Below are 15,748 nucleotides of genomic sequence, written 5' to 3'. Positions count from 1 at the left end.
GTGATGTCGCGCAGGAGCCGCCCGGGAGGGGTGGCTCCTGATCGGTCTCAGGCCGCTTCGAAGCGGTTTTCGGCCACGTTCTTGCGCACGCTCTGCGGGTCCCAGATGCGTCCGTTCATCGCGATGTACACACCGGCCGGCAGCGACTGCACCGCGCCGATGGCGCAGCCGATGTTGAACTCCGCATCGGATCCGCGGAAGCGGGCCGGGCTCAACGCGCCGGTCATCACGATGGTCTTGTCGGGGATGGTCGACAGCACCTTGCCGGTGGCCACCATCGAGTCGGTGCCGTGGGTGACCAGCACGTGGCGGGTCGGCTGGGCGGCGATGGTGGCGCGGATCAGCTCGCGGTCGTCATCGCTGATATGCAGCGAATCCTTGCGCAGGATCGGAATGACGTTGAAGCGGAAGGTCACGCCGAGTTCGCGCAGGATCATGCCGATCTGCGGGTCACCGATCTGGTAGTCCGATTTGTCGTCGAAGTAGATCTTGTCGATCGTGCCACCGGTGGTGACGATCAGGAGGTCTTCCATCATGGGCATGTCTTCGGAGCCTGGAACGGCGCTGCAGGAACAGGAACGCAGATGATACCGGCCCCCGGTGGGGGCGTCAGCGTTGCTTTCGGCTGAAACGGGCGCGCAGGCCGGGCAGGCTGCCGGCAAAGATCACCACCAGCGACAGGCCGATCCCCAGCCAGGCCAGCAGGCGGGTCCCGGCATCGCTCCAGGCGCTCATCACGCCATGGCTGAACCAGCCCAGCGCCAGCACGCAGGCCCAGAACCCGGCCTTGCGCCAGCCCATCCGCAGTGCAATCGCCAGCGCCAGCGGCGGGGCCGTGAACACCAGCTGGGTGGCCAGCCAATGGCGATCATTGAGGAACCAGCCGGCGTACAGTGCGGCCAGCCCCAGCAGGGCGAGCAGCAGCACGCTGCGCGCGCCCGGTGCCATCAGGCCAGCCGCCGTGCGATATCGGCGACCCGACGGCCGAGCGCGCGCGCCAGCGTGGCTTCGTCCTCGCTGGGCTGTGGATCATCGTTGGCACCGGCGACATGGCTGGCACCGTACGGTGTGCCGCCGCTGGTGGTATGGCTCAGCGCGGCTTCGGTGAAGGGAATGCCGACGATCAGGCAGCCATGGTGCAGCAGCGGCAGCTGCATGGACAGCAGGGTCGATTCCTGGCCGCCATGCATCGAGGCAGTGGAGGTGAATACCGCGGCCGGCTTGCCGGCGAGGGTGCCATTGACCCATTCCGCGCCCAGGCCATCCAGGAAGTGCTTCATCGGGGCGGCCATGTTGCCGAAACGGGTAGGGCTGCCGAGCAACAGCCCGTCGCACTCGGCCAGGTCTTCCACGCTGACATACGGCGCGCCTTCATCGGGGACCGGCGGACGCGCGGTTTGGGTGACGGCGGCCACGGCGGGCACGCTGCGCAGGCGCGCGCCCATGCCGGGGACCTCGCCGATGCCCCGCGCGATCTGCCGCGCCAGCCGCGCCACCGAACCGCCGCGGCTGTAGTAGAGCACCAGGATTTCGCCCATCACCAACCCGCTTTCTCGTCCAGGAGACGCCAGTATGGCTATCCTGCGGCCATCCTGCATCGGGTACCCTTGCGCCGATGGAACCGTTGAACACGATCAATCTATGGATGGAGCGCGCGCGCGACCGTCCGCGCGCGGCAAGCTTCGGCCGTTTCCTGTGGCGGCGCTTTCTTGATGACCGCCTGTTCCAGGCCGCTGCCGCGCTGGCCTACACCACCGTGTTCGCGCTGGTACCGCTGGCGATCGTGGTGTTCGGCGTGCTGTCCGCCTTCCCGGTGTTCGACCGCTGGAGCGACCAGCTCAGCGACTACGTGTTCTCCAACTTCGTGCCCAGCGCGGCGCGCGCGGCCGAAGGCTACCTGCGGCAGTTCAGCGCCAGTGCCGGGCAGCTCACCGCTGCGGGCTTCATCGCGCTGGTGATCTCGCTGCTGATCACGCTCAACAGCGTGGAAGAGACCTTCAACCAGATCTGGCGGGTGGGATCGTCGCGGCCCAAGCTGACCCGTTTCCTGGTCTACTGGACCGTGCTGACCCTGGGCGCGATGCTGGCCGCCGCCTCGCTGGCGGTGTCGGCGCGGGTCTTCGCGCTGCCCTTGTTCGGTACCCAGGAAGGGCAGTGGCTGGCGGACTTTTCGCTGCGGCTGGCGCCGGTGCTGATCGAGTTCGTCTGCATCACGCTGGTGTACCGCGTGGTGCCGCACCACACGGTCAAATGGAAGCATGCCGTGCCCGGTGCGATCCTGGCGGCGATCCTGCTGGAACTGGTGAAGTGGGGCATTGGTGCCTACCTGGGCAGCTTCCAGTCGTACCAGAAGCTGTATGGCACCGTGGCGTTCGTGCCGATCCTGCTGCTGTGGATCTACCTGTGCTGGGTGGCGGTGCTGCTGGGCGCCTCGCTGGCTTCTTCGATGGCCGCCTTCCGCTACCAGCCGGTGGAACTGCGACTGCCGCAGGGCTACGAGTTCTATGCGTTGCTGCGCCTGCTCGGGCGCTTCCAGCAGGCGCGCGTGCTGGGCAAGGCACTGGACGAAGACGAAATCCTGCAGCACGAGCCGATGATGACCGACTCGCTGCTGCAGCAGCTGCTGTGCGACATGGAGCGCATCGCGCTGGTGCGTCGCGTGGAGAGCGGCGAGTGGATGCTGGCACGGGACCTGGAACAGCTGACCTTGGGTGACCTGTACGAATCGACCCAGCTGCGCATCCCGGTGGCCGAACAGCACCTGCCGTATCGCCAGGACAGCCTGGGCCAGGCCGCGCTGGCGGCGCTGGACGAACTGCGCCTGCCACTGCGTGAGAAACTCAAGCGTCGCGTCAGCGACATCTATCCCCCCGGAGATACGCCCCGATGAGATGCACGTTGTTGGTCGTCACCCTGTCCGTGCTGCTGGCCGCCTGCAAGCCGGCCGCCGAGCCTGCTGCGAACGCGCCGGCCGCCACCCCGCCGGCGACCGATGCGACCCCGCCGGCGCCTGCCGCCGATCCGGATGCCGCGCTGGGCGCAGCCGATGGTGCCGCCGCCGCCGAGCGGGTCACCGCCGAGTTCCCGACGCTGAAGGTCAAGACCGTCGACGGCGCCGACTATGACCTGGCCGCGCACCGCGGCAAATGGGTGGTGGTGAACTTCTGGGCCACCTGGTGCGCCCCGTGCCGCAAGGAGATGCCGGAACTGTCGGCGCTGCACGCGATGCGCAGCGAGATCGAAGTGGTCGGCCTGGCCTATGAAGAGATCGAACCGGCCGACATGCAGGCGTTCCTGAAGGAGCGGCCGGTGACCTATCCGATCGCCATCGTCGACCCGTACGATCCGCCGTCCGACTTCGCCACCCCGCGCGGCCTGCCGCTGACCCACCTGGTGGACCCGCAGGGCAAGGTGGTGCACTCGTTCGTCGGCCCGGTCACGGCGGCGGACATCGAAGCGCGTATCGCCAGCAGCAAGTCCTGAGACCAGCCAGCAGGCCAGGGGCCAGGTTTCTTCTGCAGCGCAGAAGGCACCTGCCCCCGAAGCGCTGGCTCAGTCGATCGGGAACGCATCGATCGGTTCCAGCAGCGCGTAGTGCTCGCGGTGCAGCTTGCCTTTCAGCTTCGGCAGCTTCGGCAGCGCCTCGTCGACATGGGTATCGGGCAGCCGGTCGAGCAGGTTGCGCACCAGGGTCAGCCGTCCCGTGCGCTGGTCGTTGAAGTCCACCAGCGTCCACGGCGCACCGGGACGGTGGGTGGCCTCCAGCATGGCTTCGCGGGCCTGGGTGTAGGCCTCGTACTTGTCGCGCGACTGCAGGTCCACCGGTGACAGCTTCCAGCCCTTCAGCGGATCAGCATGGCGCTCTGCGAAACGTTCCTCCTGCTGCGCCTGGTCCACCGCCAGCCAGTACTTGAACAGCAGGATGCCGTCGTCCACCAGCAGCTGTTCGAACACCGGTGCCTGCTGCAGGAACTGCCGGTACTGCGCATCGGTGCAGTAGCCCATCACCTGTTCCACGCCGGCGCGGTTGTACCAGCTGCGGTCCATCAGCACGATCTCGCCGGCGGCGGGCAGGTGGCTGGCGTAGCGCTGGAAGTACCACTGGGTGGCTTCACGGTCGGTCGGCTTGGGCAGTGCGACCACCCGGCATTGGCGTGGGTTGAGGTGCTGGCTGATGGCCTGGATGGCACCGCCCTTGCCCGCGGTATCGCGCCCTTCGAACAGCACCAGCACGCGCTGGCCGGTCAGCTGCACCCAGCGCGCCATGGTGGCCAGTTCCAGCTGCATCGGTTCCAGCAAGGCCTCGTAGGCCTTGCGCTTGAGCTTTGCCATCTGCGACTCCGGTCAGGTGGAAGCCGCAGTGTGCCGCGTGCGCGGTTCAGGCGGTGTGCGCGCCGTGCCAGCCGTGTTCGCCGGCCAGCTGCTGCAGCAGCCGGGACAGGTCGGCGGCGAAGCCGCGCATGTCGAACAGGCCGCTGCCGGCGCGTGCCTCGGCCAGCTGCGCGCGCAGCAGCGCCAGCGCGGCGGGGTCATTGCCCAGTGCGGTGGCGCGGGCGATGAAAGCGGCATCGTCGGCCACGTTCATCGCGTGCAGGCCGAGGTGGTGGTTCAGGCTGCCGGCCACGCGCGCGGCGAAGGTGTCGCCGGGGCAGGTCAGGACCGGGCAGCCGGCCCACAGCGCATCCGATGCAGTGGTGTGCGCGTTGTACGGATGGGTATCCAGGAACAGGTCGGCCAGTGCATAGCGGGCCAGGTACTGCGCATGCGGCAGCTTGGCCATGAACACCAGCCGCGCCGGATCCACCCCGGCCGCGCGCGCCGCATCGCGCAGGCGGGCATCGGCGCGGCCCGGCCCGGACAGCAGCCACAGCACGCTGCCGGGCACGCCCTGCAGCACCTGCAAGGCACGCGCCACGCTGCGCGGATTCAATTTGTAGCTGTTGTTGAAACAGCAGAACACCACGCCGTGCTCCGGCAGGCCGCAGGCGGCGCGCGCCGGTGCCGGCTGCAGCAGGCGGGTGTTGTCCGAAGGCTGGAAGGCACGCGGCAGGCGCAGCACGCGTTCGCTGAAGTGTGCGTCCAGCGCGGCCGGCAGCACGAACGCGTCGGCCAGCACCACATCCATCCACGGCGCACCGGACGTGCCCGGATACGCAAGCCAGTTGACCTGCAGCGGCGCCGGGCGCAGCGCCAGCACTTCCGGCGCACCGCCGCCACCCCAGCCGCGCAGGTCGAACAGCACGTCGATGCCTTCGGTGCGGATACGTGCCGCCACGTCGGCATGCCGCAGGCCGGCCACCTCATGCAGGCGGGTAGCGGCGGACAGGCGCTGCCGGATGGGGCTGCCATCGTAGCGGTTGAGCGCAAACAGATGGATATCCAGCGCCGGGTCCTGCCGCAGCTGTTCGAACACCGCCACGGTCAGCAGGCCGGTGGGGTGCGCGCCGAAGCCATTGGAAAGCAGGCCGATCCGCAGCGGGCCGCGTTGCCGCACCGCGGTTGGCGGCAGCGGCCGCACGCCGCTGAACTGCGCCGCGCGCAGCCGCGCACAGGCCAGCTGTTCGGCGGCACTGGCGTCTTCGCTGAGGAAGGCAAACGGTTCCACCGCGCCGCGGCCGCTGGCCACGGCATCGCGGACCTGCCGCGACAGCGCATCGATGTCCTGCCAGTCGCACAGGCGGCGCTGCCAGGCCAGCCGCTGCGCGGCGATGTAGGGCTCGTCGGGCAGCAGCGCGTGGGCGCGTCGGTATGCATCCGCCGCGCCTTCGGCATCGCCGGCATCTTCCAGCGCGTGGCCCAGCCACAATGCAATGCCAGGGTGCTGCGGCGCGCCGGCCGCGGCCTCGCCAAGCAGCTGGGCGGCATCGCCGTGCGCGCCGGCCATCCACGCCACCCGGCCCAGCCGGGCCAGCGCTTCGGGATGCCGCGGACGCAGCTGCAGGGCACGCCGCGCGGCCTGTTCACCGGCTGCCAGGTCGCCGGCTTCCAGTTCGGCATCGGCCAGCATCACCCAGGCGATGAAGTCCGCCGGCTGGCGGAGGACCGCCTGCTGCAGCTGCTGGCGCTGGCTGGCCGGCTGCATCAGGGGGACGCGGCCAGCTGGGCCAGGGCGTCGGCCTGGTGTTCCTGCGAAAGCCGCTGCAGCAAGGCATCCATGTCGCCGGCCATCACGTTGGGCAGGTCATACAGCGTTAGTCCCTCCACGCGGTGGTCGGTGATGCGGCCCTGCGGAAAGCTGTAGGTGCGGATGCGCTGGCTGCGGTCGCCACTGCCGACCTGCAGGCGTCGCGATTCGGCCTGCGCTGCATCCTGGCGCGAACGCTCGGCATCCAGCAGCTGCGCTTTCAGGCGCTTCATCGCCTTGTCGCGGTTGGCATGCTGGCTGCGTTCGGTCTGGCATTCCACCACCACACCGGTCGGGACATGGGTGATGCGGATGGCCGATTCGGTTTTGTTGACGTGCTGGCCACCGGCGCCGGAGGAGCGGAACGTATCCACCCGCAGGTCGGCCGGATTGATCTGTACCTCGTCGATTTCATCGGCTTCGGGGATGATCGCCACCGTCGCCGCCGAGGTATGGATGCGGCCCTGCGATTCGGTCGCCGGCACCCGCTGCACGCGGTGCGTGCCGGATTCGAACTTCAGCCGCGAGAACGCGCCGCGCCCGACCACCCGGGCCACCACTTCCTTGTAGCCGCCGTGTTCGCCGGGGCTGTCCGATTCGACTTCCACCTTCCAGCCCTGGCGTTCGGCGTAGCGGGCATACATGCGGAACAGGTCGCCGGCGAAGATCGCCGCTTCGTCGCCGCCGGTGCCGGCGCGCACTTCCAGGAACAGGTTGCCCTCATCACGCGGGTCGCGCGGCACCAGCAGCAGCGCCAGGTCATGGTCCAGCTGCGCCAGGCGTGCCTGCGCGGCGTCCACTTCTTCGTCGGCCAGCTCACGCAGGTCCGGGTCGGCGCGCATCGCCTCGGCGGCGGCAAGGTCGTCCTTGGCGCGGCGCTCTTCGGCCAGCGCGGTAGCCACCGGTTCCAGCTGCGCGAATTCGCGCGAAAGATCGCGGAAGCGCTTGTTGTCGGCCACCACTCTGGGGTCGGAAAGCAGGCGTTCGAGTTCTTCGCGGCGCTCGGCCAGCGCTTCAAGCTTACGGCGCAGGGTCGGCGTCATCAGGTCTCACGGCAGGATGGTGGTATCCCGGCTGCGCCGGGAACAGGCGCTCGGCGGCGCGGGTCAGGTCGGCATCGCCGGTCAGCGCGGCGGCGCGCAGGGCGGCGGTGGGCGGGTGCAGCAGGCGGTTGGTCAGGCCATGGGCGAGCAGCTCCAGTACTTCGTCGGCCGGCTTGCCGTTGGCCAGCTGCGCCCGCGCCCGTTCCAGCATTTCCGCGCGGGTGGTTTCGCCGAACGCGCGCAGCTGCTTCAGCGGCGCATGGTGCGCGCCCGCCTGCTGGGTCTCCACGAAACGGGCGACCTGCAGCTCGATGATGGCTTCGGCTTCAGCAGCGGCCTCGCGCCGCCCGCGGCGGTTGTCTTCCACCGCCCGTTCCAGGTCGTCCACGGTGTACAGGAAGGCATCGGCGAGGGTGGCCACGCTGGCTTCGATGTCACGCGGCACGGCCAGGTCGAACAGCAGCATCGGCTTGTGCCGGCGGGCACGCAGCGCCGCGGCCACCGCGTCGCGGTGGATCACCGGCTCGCGCGCGGCGGTGGCGGAGAACACGATGTCCGCTTCGGCAAGATGGCGGTCCAGCTCGGCCAGCGGCAAGGCCACCCCGCCGTGCCGGCTGGCCAGGTCCTGGGCATGGGCCAAGGTGCGGTTGGCGATCAGCAGGCGGCGCACCTTGCCATCGCTGAGGTGGCGCGCGGCCAGTTCGATGGTCTCCCCGGCGCCGACCAGCAGCACGGTGGAATCGTCCAGCCGCGCGAACGAGTTCTGCGCCAGCCGCACGGCGGCAGAAGCCACCGAGACCGGATTGGCGCCGACCTGGGTATCGGTGCGGGCGCGCTTGGCCACCGAGAAGGTCTGCTGGAACAGCCGGTCCAGGCGCTGGCCGAGCAGGCCGTGTTCGCGCGCCACCGACCAGGCGTCCTTCACCTGGCCCAGGATCTGCGGTTCGCCCAGCACCATCGAATCCAGCCCGGTGGCGACCCGGAACAGGTGGCGCACCGCATCGGCGTCGGCATGCTGGTACAGGTAGCCCTGCAGGTCACCGGCCTGGCCCTGCAGCCACTGGTTCAGGGCGGCTTCGGAGTCGGCCACCGCATACAGTTCGGTACGGTTGCAGGTGGACAGCAGCACTGCCTCGGCGATCTGCGGGGTGTCACGCAGCGAACCGAGCGCGCGCGGCAACGCCTCACCGGCGAAGGCCGCGCGTTCGCGCAGGTCCACCGGTGCGGTCTGGTGATTCAGTCCGAGCACCCACAGGGTCATTGTTCAGTTGCTTGCGATAAGCTGCTGGCCATAGGCACACATTTTAAGGCCCCAATGCCGTCGATGCCCGCATTGATTCGCATCTCCAGTGTTCTGCTGCTCAGCCTGATGGCGGGCGAAGCGCTGGCAGCCCCCTCCATCGCCCGCGTGCTGGACCAGGCCGAACGTGCCCAGGAGCCTTCGCTGGAGCCTGCGCTGGTGGGCGAATTCGCCCTGCAGGCGGGCAGATTGCCCGACTCGGCGGCGCAGTACCTGCTGGCCGCGCAGGCCAGTGAAGGGGATGCCGGGCTGGCCGAACGTGCCACCCGGATCGCCATGCTGGCCAATGATGATGCGCGTGCCGCGCAGGCGCTGGCCCTGTGGCAGCAACGCGCACCGCGTTCGCTGGCGATGCGCAGCGCCGCGGCGGCGCTGGCGATGCGGCAGGGCAAGCCCGAGGTGGCGGAAGCCGAACTGAAGGCGCTGCTGGCCGCACCCGGCGAAGAGGGCTGGCGCTTCAGCCTGGCCGCGCTGGTCGGTGGTGGGCGCGACCCGGGAGTGCCGGCGCAGGTGCTGGAAGCCCTTGTCGAGGCCGATGCGATCCCCAACCGGATCGAGGTCTGGCAGGAGTTCGGCCGGCTGGCGATGCGCATGGACAAGCCGGAACTGGCCCAGCGCATGGTGGACCAGGTGGTGCGCCGCTTCCCGCAGGACCCGCGCGTGGCGCTGCTGCGTGCCAGCCAGCTGCAGCAGACCGGACACACCGCTGAAGCGGTGACCGTGCTGCAGGCACTGGAGCCGCAGACCCGCACCAGCGTCGACCTGCGCAATGCGGTGGCCATTGCCTACGACAGCATGAACGAGGCGGTGGCTGCCGAGCGCGTGCTGTCCAGCGGACCGCAGGACACCCAGACCTACGGCATGCGCGCATCGCTGTTGGCCAAGCAGGATGACGCCACCGCGCTGACCGCGCTGTACACCGAGCTGTCGCGTGTGGCCAGCAAGCCTGATCCGGCGCAGCGCCTGCTGCTGGGCAAGATCGCCGAATACCTCAAGCGCTACCAGGAGGCGGTGGACTGGTACCACAGCGTGCCCGGGGGCGAGGAACTGAGCGAAGCCCGGCTGCGCGCGGCCAACGCGCAGGGCCTGCTCGGCAACCAGGCCAAGGCGCTGGAAGAGGTGCGCGCCGTGCAGTCCGATGCGGTGCTGGCCGAAGAAGCCCGCCGCGACGCCTACCTGCTGGAAGCCGAGCTGCGCCTGCGCGCCGGCGACGAGGCCGGCGAGCTGGACGCGCTGGCCCGTGGGCTGGCCGCGTATCCCGATGAAAACGCGCTGCTGTACGCCCGCGCGCTGGCCTGGGAGCGCCGCGATGACATCCCGCGTGCGGAGGCCGACCTGCGCAAGGTGCTGGTCACCGAGCCTGAAAACGTCGCCGCGTTGAATGCCTTGGGCTACACCCTGGCCGACCGCACCCACCGCTACCAGGAGGCGCTGGAGCTGATCGACCGCGCCCGCGTGGCCGAGCCGGACAACCCGGCCATCATCGACAGCCATGGCTGGGTGCTGTATCGGCTGGGGCGCAACGAAGAGGCGCTGGTGCAGCTGCGTCGTGCCTACGGGCTGGCCAAGGATGCCGAGATCGCCGTGCACCTGGGCGAAGTGCTGTGGGTGAGCGGCCGGCAGGACGAGGCGCGCCGTTACTTCGACGAGGCCGCCAGGCTGGACCCTGACAACCGCGCGCTGCAGCGCGTCCGCGAGACCCTGAAACCATGATGCATTCAATGACCCGGCCGCTGCTGTTGGCCGCGGCCACGGTGGCGCTGGCCGCCTGTACGTCGGTCGGCTCGCAGAAGACGCCGGTGCCGGACGTGGCCTATACCGTTTCGCCGGCCGCCGAACGTGCCGAAGCGGCACGCGTGCAGGCGCTGCGTTCACAGCCGGACTGGTCGTTCCAGGGGCGGGTGGCGGTCAGCAAGGGAAAGAACGGCGGCAGCGGCCGGATCGACTGGGGGCAGCAGGGCAGTGCCTACCAGGTGCAGCTGAGCGCCCCGGTGACCCGGCAGAGCTGGCGCCTGCAGGGCGACGCCATGCAGGGCAGCGGCCGGCTGGAAGGGTTGGACGGTGGCCCGCGCGAGGGTGCGGATGCGCAGGCCGTGCTGCTCGAGGCGACCGGCTGGGACATCCCGGTCAACCAGCTGCCCGACTGGACCCGCGGACTGGTGCTGGAAGGCAGCGGCGAAGCCGCCCTGCAGCGTGACGCCGAAGGGCGTCCGCGCCAGCTGCGGCAGGCCGGATGGCAGGTGGATTACCTGGACTGGTACCCCGCGCAGGACGGCCGGCAGTCGCTGCCGCGGCGCATCGAAGCCAGCAAGGGCGACGCCAAGGTGCGGCTGGTGGTCGACCAGTGGGGCGCGGCCAACCCATGAATCCGTCGTGTGATGACGCCGATGGCTGGTCCTGGTGGCCGGCGCCGGCGAAGCTGAACCTGTTCCTTCATATCACCGGCCGCCGCGCCGATGGGTATCACCAGCTGCAGACCGTGTTCCGGCTGCTGGACTGGGGTGACCGGATCGGCCTGCGGCTGCGCCAGGATGGGCAGATACGTCGCCAAGGGGCGTCGCTTCCCGGTGTCGCCGAGGCTGATGACTTGGCGGTAAGGGCGGCAGTTGCGCTCAAAAAAGCCACGAAAACCGACCAAGGCGTCGATATCGTCGTCGAAAAGCACGTCCCAGCCGGTGGCGGCTTTGGCGGCGGATCGTCCGATGCGGCGACCGTGCTGGTGGCCTTGAACCGGCTGTGGCGCACCGGGCTGGACCCGGATGCGCTGGCCGCGCTGGGCCTGCAGCTGGGGGCGGACGTGCCGGTTTTCGTGCGCGGACACAACGCCTGGGCCGAAGGCATCGGCGAGCAGCTGACCCCCATCGACCTGCCACCGGCGTGGTATGTGATCGCCGATCCGGGGGTCCACGTGCCCACGCCGGCCCTTTTTGCAGATCCGGATTTGACGCGCGACAGTCCAATGGCGAAAATAGAGGACTTCGTTTCCGGATACCTGTCCGGCAATGCGTTCGAGCCGGTGCTGCGCCGCCGCGAGCCTGCCGTTGAGGCCGTGCTTGCTGCGTTGAGCAACATCGGCACGGCGCGGCTGACAGGATCGGGAAGTGGGTGCTTCGTCGAGTTCCCTTCGCAGCTGGCTGCGCAGGCGGGCAGGGCGGAGTTGTCCAAGGAGTTGCGGGCGTGGGTGGTGGCGGGCGTTGGCCGGTCACCACTGCTGGATGCACTCGAGCGTAACTGATTCATTTGATGCAGGGGCGTCGCCAAGAGGCCCAAGGCACCAGGTTTTGATCCTGGCATTCGGAGGTTCGAATCCTCCCGCCCCTGCCACTTGCGGCTTGGTCCGCGCCAACCAGCGCAGCTGTCTGCGCGGGACGTGGAAATGCCGTGGTGCAATCAGCCGCAGGGGCCTTCGGGTGCCTGGGGTAACCCGATCTCCGCCACTCGCCCCCGCCCGAGACAATCATGATGCAAGATTCGCCCAACCTGCTGGTGTTTTCCGGCAACGCCAACAAACGCCTCGCACAGAACATCTGCAAGGAACTGGGCGTGCGTCCGGGCAAGGCACTGGTGTCGCACTTCTCCGATGGTGAAGTGCAGGTCGAAATCGAAGAGAACGTCCGCAAGCAGGACGTCTTCGTGATCCAGCCGACCAGCGCACCGAGCGCAGAGAACCTGATGGAACTGCTGGTGCTGATCGACGCGCTCAAGCGCGCATCGGTGGCCAGCGTCACTGCCGTGGTGCCGTACTTCGGCTACTCGCGCCAGGATCGCCGCATGCGGTCTTCGCGCGTGCCGATCACCGCCAAGCTGGCGGCGAAGATGTTCAGCACCGCCGGTGCCGATCGGGTGTTGACCGTGGACCTGCATGCCGACCAGATCCAGGGCTTCTTCGACATCCCGGTGGACAACGTTTATGCGTCGCCGCTGCTGCTCGCCGATATCTGGCGCGCCTACGGCACCGAAAACCTGATCGTGGTGTCCCCGGACGTGGGTGGCGTGGTGCGTGCGCGCGCCGTGGCCAAGCGCCTGGACGACGCCGACCTGGCGATCATCGACAAGCGCCGTCCGCGCGCCAACGTCTCCACCGTGATGAACATCATCGGTGACGTCGAAGGCAAGACCTGCGTGATGGTCGATGACATCGTCGATACCGCCGGCACCCTGTGCGCCGCTGCTGCTGCCCTGAAGGCGCGCGGTGCGCTCAAGGTCGCCGCGTACTGCACCCACGCGGTGCTGTCCGGCCCGGCGGTGGACAACATCACCAATTCCCAGCTCGATGAGCTGGTGGTGACCGACACCATCCCGCTGAAGGACGCCGCGCGCGTGTGCAGCAAGATCCGCCAGCTGAGCGTGGCGGAGATGCTGGCCGAGACGATGCGCCGCATCGCCTTCGGTGAGTCGGTCAGCTCGTTGTACGTGGATTGATTTTTTTTTCGTCCCCGCCGGTAACGGCAGGGACCTCCAAGGGCACTTCTGGTCGCGGAAGTGCCTTCATCCGCCCCGCCACACGGCAGGGCACCCAACAGGTAGTAGAAAATGTCCAAGACCCATGAAATCAAGGTCACCAAGCGTGAACTGCAGCGCAAGGGTGCGAGCCGCCGCCTGCGTCACGCTGGCGTGATCCCGGCGATCGTCTACGGCGGCAACGCCGAGCCGGTGGCCATCAGCCTTGACCACAATGAAATCTGGCTGGCCCAGTACAACGATTGGTTCTACTCGTCCATCCTGGACCTGAACCTCGATGGCAAGGTCGAGCGCGTGCTGCTGCGTGACATGCAGCGCCACCCGTTCAAGCAGCTGATCCTGCACCTGGATTTCCTGCGCGTGAACGAGAACGAAGTCCTGACCGCTGCGGTGCCGCTGCACTTCATCAATGAAGAAACCTCGCCGGCCGGCAAGGCTTCGGACATCGTGGTCACCCACGAAGTGAAGGAAGTCACCGTGTCCTGCCTGCCGAAGGACCTGCCGGAGTCGATCGAAGTCGACCTGGGCGCCCTGGAGGCCGGTGGCGTGATCCATCTGTCCGACCTCAAGCTGCCGAAGGGCGTTGAGCTGCCGGCGCTGGCGCTGGGCAAGGATCACGACGATGCCGTGGTCACCGCCAAGCACGGCAAGGAAGATGCTGCCGACGCTGCTGAAGACGCAGAAGCCGCAGAGTAATGCCGTTGCGGCGCCTGTCCTCCGGGACGGGCGCCGTACCTGCCGGCAGCGCTGGCAGGCCGTGACAGGAAGAGACAATGGCAGGATTGCGACTGATCGTCGGCCTGGGGAACCCAGGTGCCGAGCACGCCCGGACCCGGCACAACGCTGGGTTTCATTTTGTGGAGGCCCTGGCCGAAAAGGCGGGCGCACGCTGGAGCGTGGACAGCAAGCTGTTCGGCGAGACCACCAAGGTCGATATCGCAGGCCAGCCGGTCTGGCTGCTGAAGCCGGCCACGTACATGAACCTCAGTGGCAAGTCGGTGACTGCCGCGCAGCGGTTCTGGAAGATCGAGCCCGAAGAAACCCTGCTGGCCCACGACGAACTGGACCTGCCGCCGGGTGCGGCGCGCTTGAAGTTCGATGGTGGCCACGGCGGGCAGAATGGCCTTCGCGATACCATCCGCCTGCTCGGGCATGGTCGCTTCCATCGCCTGCGCGTGGGCATCGGCCATCCCGGCCACAAGGATCGCGTGGTGCCGTGGGTACTGGGACGTGCATCGAAGGACGACGACGTGCTGATCGCGCGCGCCATCGATGATGCGATCGACGTGCTGCCGTTGGCGGTGCAGGGTGATTTCAGCGAGGCGATGAAGCGCCTGCACACCCCGAAGTAACCCAGCGAAGCGTGAGGGCGCCGGGCCCTGCTCGGCGGCGGTACGACGAAAATGATTTGCCAAACAGCGCGTGCGCTTTTTCGCCAATCACTTTCACCCCAAAGGTTGTCGAACATGGGTATCAAATGCGGAATCGTCGGCCTGCCCAACGTGGGCAAGTCGACGCTGTTCAATGCGCTGACCAAGGCGGGTATCGCCGCGGCCAACTTCCCGTTCTGCACGATCGAGCCGAACGTCGGCATCGTGCCGGTGCCGGATCCGCGGCTGAACGAACTGGCGGGCATCATCAATCCGCAGAAGGTCATCCCGACGGCGGTCGAGTTCGTCGACATCGCCGGCCTGGTGGCCGGTGCGGCCAGCGGTGAAGGGCTGGGCAACAAGTTCCTGGCGCACATCCGTGAAGTGGATGCGATCACCCACGTGGTGCGCTGCTTCGAGAACGCCGACGTCATCCACGTCAACAACAAGGTTGACCCGCTGTCGGACATCGACACCATCGATACCGAGCTGGCGCTGGCTGACCTGGACAGCGTGGAGAAGGCGCTGAACCGCGCCGAGCGTTCGGCCAAGGGCGGTGACAAGGAGGCGGCGGCACGCAAGCCGGTGCTGGCCAAGCTGCAGGCGGCGCTGGCCGACGGCAAGGCCGGCCGTGCGGCCGGCCTGGACGAAGAAGAAAAGGCGCTGGTGCGCGACCTGTTCCTGCTGACGCTGAAGCCGGTGATGTACATCGCCAACGTGCTGGAAGATGGCTTCGAGAACAATCCGCACCTGGATGCCGTGCGTGCGCGCGCTGCCGAAGAAGGAGCCAAGGTGGTGCCGGTCTCGGCGGCCATCGAAGAAGAGCTGTCGCAGCTGGATGACGAAGACCGTGACACCTTCCTGGCTGATCTCGGCCTGCAGGAGCCGGGCTTGAACCGCGTCATCAACGCGGCTTACCAGCTGCTGGGCCTGCAGACCTATTTCACCGCTGGCGTGAAGGAAGTCCGTGCCTGGACCGTGCGCAAGGGCGCCACCGCGCCGCAGGCCGCCGCGGTCATCCACACCGATTTCGAGAAGGGCTTCATCCGCGCCGAAACCATCGCCTACGACGACTTCATCAAGTTCAAGGGCGAAGCCGGTGCCAAGGAAGCCGGGCGGTTGCGCCTGGAAGGCAAGGAATACCGCGTGCAGGAAGGCGACGTGCTGCACTTCCGCTTCAACGTCTGATCCTGCAACGGGCGATCCTCAATCGCCGTTGCGCAGGGAAAAAAGCCCCCTGCGAGCGGGGCGGCGGTCCCCTCGAGGCTGGCCGCGAAGTGCTTGGTCGCGGGCTGGGGCCGGGCGGTAAGGCTGTGCGGGGGACGGCAAAAACTGCGTCCATGCAGGCCTCGTTTCGCGCCATCCATGGCGCTCAACGCCCCCGCCCAGCCTCACCGCCCGGCTCCGCGACAGATCGCTTGGCGTCCACCACGGCAATAAGGCAAACGCA

General features: G+C 68.2%; 16 protein-coding genes and 1 tRNA gene. 10 read left to right on the top strand and 7 right to left on the bottom strand.

Going from position 1 to position 15,748, the window contains the following annotated elements; translation table 11 throughout:
• Window positions 1-47 precede the first annotated feature (47 nt).
• The 3 genes from QE373_RS14930 to wrbA form a co-directional block, all read right to left on the bottom strand.
• Window positions 48-533, bottom strand: a complete 486-nt coding sequence (locus QE373_RS14930) for an asparaginase domain-containing protein (protein WP_057508134.1) — start codon at window positions 531-533, stop codon at window positions 48-50.
• A 76-nt stretch (window positions 534-609) separates the two neighbouring features.
• Complete coding sequence (locus QE373_RS14925) at window positions 610-948, bottom strand: DUF2069 domain-containing protein (protein ID WP_309687913.1); 339 nt, start codon at window positions 946-948, stop codon at window positions 610-612.
• Complete coding sequence (gene wrbA / locus QE373_RS14920; RefSeq protein ID WP_057508135.1) at window positions 948-1,538, bottom strand: NAD(P)H:quinone oxidoreductase; 591 nt, start codon at window positions 1,536-1,538, stop codon at window positions 948-950. The genes QE373_RS14925 and wrbA overlap by 1 nt, the downstream gene beginning before the upstream one ends.
• A 77-nt stretch (window positions 1,539-1,615) precedes the next feature.
• On the opposite strand from wrbA, the gene QE373_RS14915 reads away from it, so the two are divergent.
• Together QE373_RS14915 and QE373_RS14910 are read left to right on the top strand one after the other, a co-directional pair.
• On the top strand, window positions 1,616-2,890 hold the full coding sequence (locus QE373_RS14915; protein WP_309687908.1) for a YihY family inner membrane protein: 1,275 nt from the start codon (window positions 1,616-1,618) through the stop codon (window positions 2,888-2,890).
• Entirely contained in the window at window positions 2,887-3,483 is a 597-nt protein-coding gene (locus tag QE373_RS14910) for a TlpA disulfide reductase family protein (RefSeq protein ID WP_309687906.1), read from the top strand. Before QE373_RS14915 ends, QE373_RS14910 begins: the two co-directional genes overlap by 4 nt.
• Window positions 3,484-3,552: 69 nt before the next feature.
• Here QE373_RS14910 and ppk2 read toward each other — a convergent pair whose 3' ends face one another.
• Genes ppk2 through hemA form a run of 4 tightly spaced genes read right to left on the bottom strand, consistent with a single transcriptional unit; the run spans window position 3,553 to window position 8,428 of the window.
• The gene (gene ppk2, locus QE373_RS14905; protein WP_309687901.1) at window positions 3,553-4,332 is read right to left on the bottom strand and encodes a polyphosphate kinase 2; all 780 of its coding nucleotides are present in this window, start codon (window positions 4,330-4,332) and stop codon (window positions 3,553-3,555) included.
• A 46-nt stretch (window positions 4,333-4,378) separates the two neighbouring features.
• Complete coding sequence (locus QE373_RS14900; protein WP_309687899.1) at window positions 4,379-6,082, bottom strand: tetratricopeptide repeat protein; 1,704 nt, start codon at window positions 6,080-6,082, stop codon at window positions 4,379-4,381.
• Entirely contained in the window at window positions 6,082-7,167 is a 1,086-nt protein-coding gene (gene prfA / locus QE373_RS14895) for a peptide chain release factor 1 (RefSeq protein WP_309687897.1), read from the bottom strand. Before prfA ends, QE373_RS14900 begins: the two co-directional genes overlap by 1 nt.
• Complete coding sequence (hemA, locus tag QE373_RS14890) at window positions 7,145-8,428, bottom strand: glutamyl-tRNA reductase (protein WP_057508127.1); 1,284 nt, start codon at window positions 8,426-8,428, stop codon at window positions 7,145-7,147. Before hemA ends, prfA begins: the two co-directional genes overlap by 23 nt.
• Window positions 8,429-8,491: 63 nt before the next feature.
• Here hemA and QE373_RS14885 point away from each other — a divergent pair, with 63 nt between their 5' ends.
• The 8 genes from QE373_RS14885 to ychF all read left to right on the top strand — a co-directional run bounded on the left by QE373_RS14885 (window position 8,492) and on the right by ychF (window position 15,486).
• Window positions 8,492-10,180, top strand: coding sequence for a tetratricopeptide repeat protein (locus QE373_RS14885; protein ID WP_309687894.1), 1,689 nt, complete (start codon window positions 8,492-8,494; stop codon window positions 10,178-10,180).
• Complete coding sequence (gene lolB, locus QE373_RS14880) at window positions 10,177-10,833, top strand: lipoprotein insertase outer membrane protein LolB (protein WP_309687892.1); 657 nt, start codon at window positions 10,177-10,179, stop codon at window positions 10,831-10,833. Before QE373_RS14885 ends, lolB begins: the two co-directional genes overlap by 4 nt.
• On the top strand, window positions 10,830-11,702 hold the full coding sequence (gene ispE, locus QE373_RS14875) for a 4-(cytidine 5'-diphospho)-2-C-methyl-D-erythritol kinase (RefSeq protein WP_309687890.1): 873 nt from the start codon (window positions 10,830-10,832) through the stop codon (window positions 11,700-11,702). Before lolB ends, ispE begins: the two co-directional genes overlap by 4 nt.
• A 12-nt stretch (window positions 11,703-11,714) precedes the next feature.
• Window positions 11,715-11,791: transfer RNA gene (locus QE373_RS14870), tRNA-Gln, on the top strand.
• A gap of 138 nt (window positions 11,792-11,929) precedes the next feature.
• Window positions 11,930-12,889, top strand: coding sequence for a ribose-phosphate diphosphokinase (locus QE373_RS14865; protein WP_042614861.1), 960 nt, complete (start codon window positions 11,930-11,932; stop codon window positions 12,887-12,889).
• 111 nt (window positions 12,890-13,000) lie between these two features.
• The gene (locus tag QE373_RS14860; protein WP_309687886.1) at window positions 13,001-13,624 is read left to right on the top strand and encodes a 50S ribosomal protein L25/general stress protein Ctc; all 624 of its coding nucleotides are present in this window, start codon (window positions 13,001-13,003) and stop codon (window positions 13,622-13,624) included.
• A 77-nt stretch (window positions 13,625-13,701) separates the two neighbouring features.
• Window positions 13,702-14,280 carry an aminoacyl-tRNA hydrolase gene (gene pth, locus QE373_RS14855; protein ID WP_309687884.1) on the top strand — a complete coding sequence of 193 codons (579 nt, stop codon included), beginning with the start codon at window positions 13,702-13,704 and terminating at the stop codon, window positions 14,278-14,280.
• A 114-nt stretch (window positions 14,281-14,394) separates the two neighbouring features.
• Complete coding sequence (gene ychF, locus QE373_RS14850; protein ID WP_309687882.1) at window positions 14,395-15,486, top strand: redox-regulated ATPase YchF; 1,092 nt, start codon at window positions 14,395-14,397, stop codon at window positions 15,484-15,486.
• Window positions 15,487-15,748 lie beyond the last annotated feature (262 nt).

It is taken from the genome of Stenotrophomonas sp. SORGH_AS_0321, assembly GCF_031453215.1.
Taxonomy (GTDB): domain Bacteria; phylum Pseudomonadota; class Gammaproteobacteria; order Xanthomonadales; family Xanthomonadaceae; genus Stenotrophomonas; species Stenotrophomonas chelatiphaga.
This window is presented reverse-complemented; position numbering and strand designations above follow the sequence as displayed.

Bases quoted from the DNA above. Each gene is read 5' to 3' on its own strand.
- QE373_RS14930 (WP_057508134.1), bottom strand. From the start codon at position 533: ATGGAAGACCTCCTGATCGTCACCACCGGTGGCACGATCGACAAGATC.
- QE373_RS14925 (WP_309687913.1), bottom strand. From the start codon at position 948: ATGGCACCGGGCGCGCGCAGCGTGCTGCTGCTCGCCCTGCTGGGGCTG.
- wrbA (WP_057508135.1), bottom strand. From the start codon at position 1,538: ATGGGCGAAATCCTGGTGCTCTACTACAGCCGCGGCGGTTCGGTGGCG.
- QE373_RS14915 (WP_309687908.1), top strand. From the start codon at position 1,616: ATGGAACCGTTGAACACGATCAATCTATGGATGGAGCGCGCGCGCGAC.
- QE373_RS14910 (WP_309687906.1), top strand. From the start codon at position 2,887: ATGAGATGCACGTTGTTGGTCGTCACCCTGTCCGTGCTGCTGGCCGCC.
- ppk2 (WP_309687901.1), bottom strand. From the start codon at position 4,332: ATGGCAAAGCTCAAGCGCAAGGCCTACGAGGCCTTGCTGGAACCGATG.
- QE373_RS14900 (WP_309687899.1), bottom strand. From the start codon at position 6,082: ATGCAGCCGGCCAGCCAGCGCCAGCAGCTGCAGCAGGCGGTCCTCCGC.
- prfA (WP_309687897.1), bottom strand. From the start codon at position 7,167: ATGACGCCGACCCTGCGCCGTAAGCTTGAAGCGCTGGCCGAGCGCCGC.
- hemA (WP_057508127.1), bottom strand. From the start codon at position 8,428: ATGACCCTGTGGGTGCTCGGACTGAATCACCAGACCGCACCGGTGGAC.
- QE373_RS14885 (WP_309687894.1), top strand. From the start codon at position 8,492: ATGCCCGCATTGATTCGCATCTCCAGTGTTCTGCTGCTCAGCCTGATG.
- lolB (WP_309687892.1), top strand. From the start codon at position 10,177: ATGATGCATTCAATGACCCGGCCGCTGCTGTTGGCCGCGGCCACGGTG.
- ispE (WP_309687890.1), top strand. From the start codon at position 10,830: ATGAATCCGTCGTGTGATGACGCCGATGGCTGGTCCTGGTGGCCGGCG.
- QE373_RS14865 (WP_042614861.1), top strand. From the start codon at position 11,930: ATGCAAGATTCGCCCAACCTGCTGGTGTTTTCCGGCAACGCCAACAAA.
- QE373_RS14860 (WP_309687886.1), top strand. From the start codon at position 13,001: ATGTCCAAGACCCATGAAATCAAGGTCACCAAGCGTGAACTGCAGCGC.
- pth (WP_309687884.1), top strand. From the start codon at position 13,702: ATGGCAGGATTGCGACTGATCGTCGGCCTGGGGAACCCAGGTGCCGAG.
- ychF (WP_309687882.1), top strand. From the start codon at position 14,395: ATGGGTATCAAATGCGGAATCGTCGGCCTGCCCAACGTGGGCAAGTCG.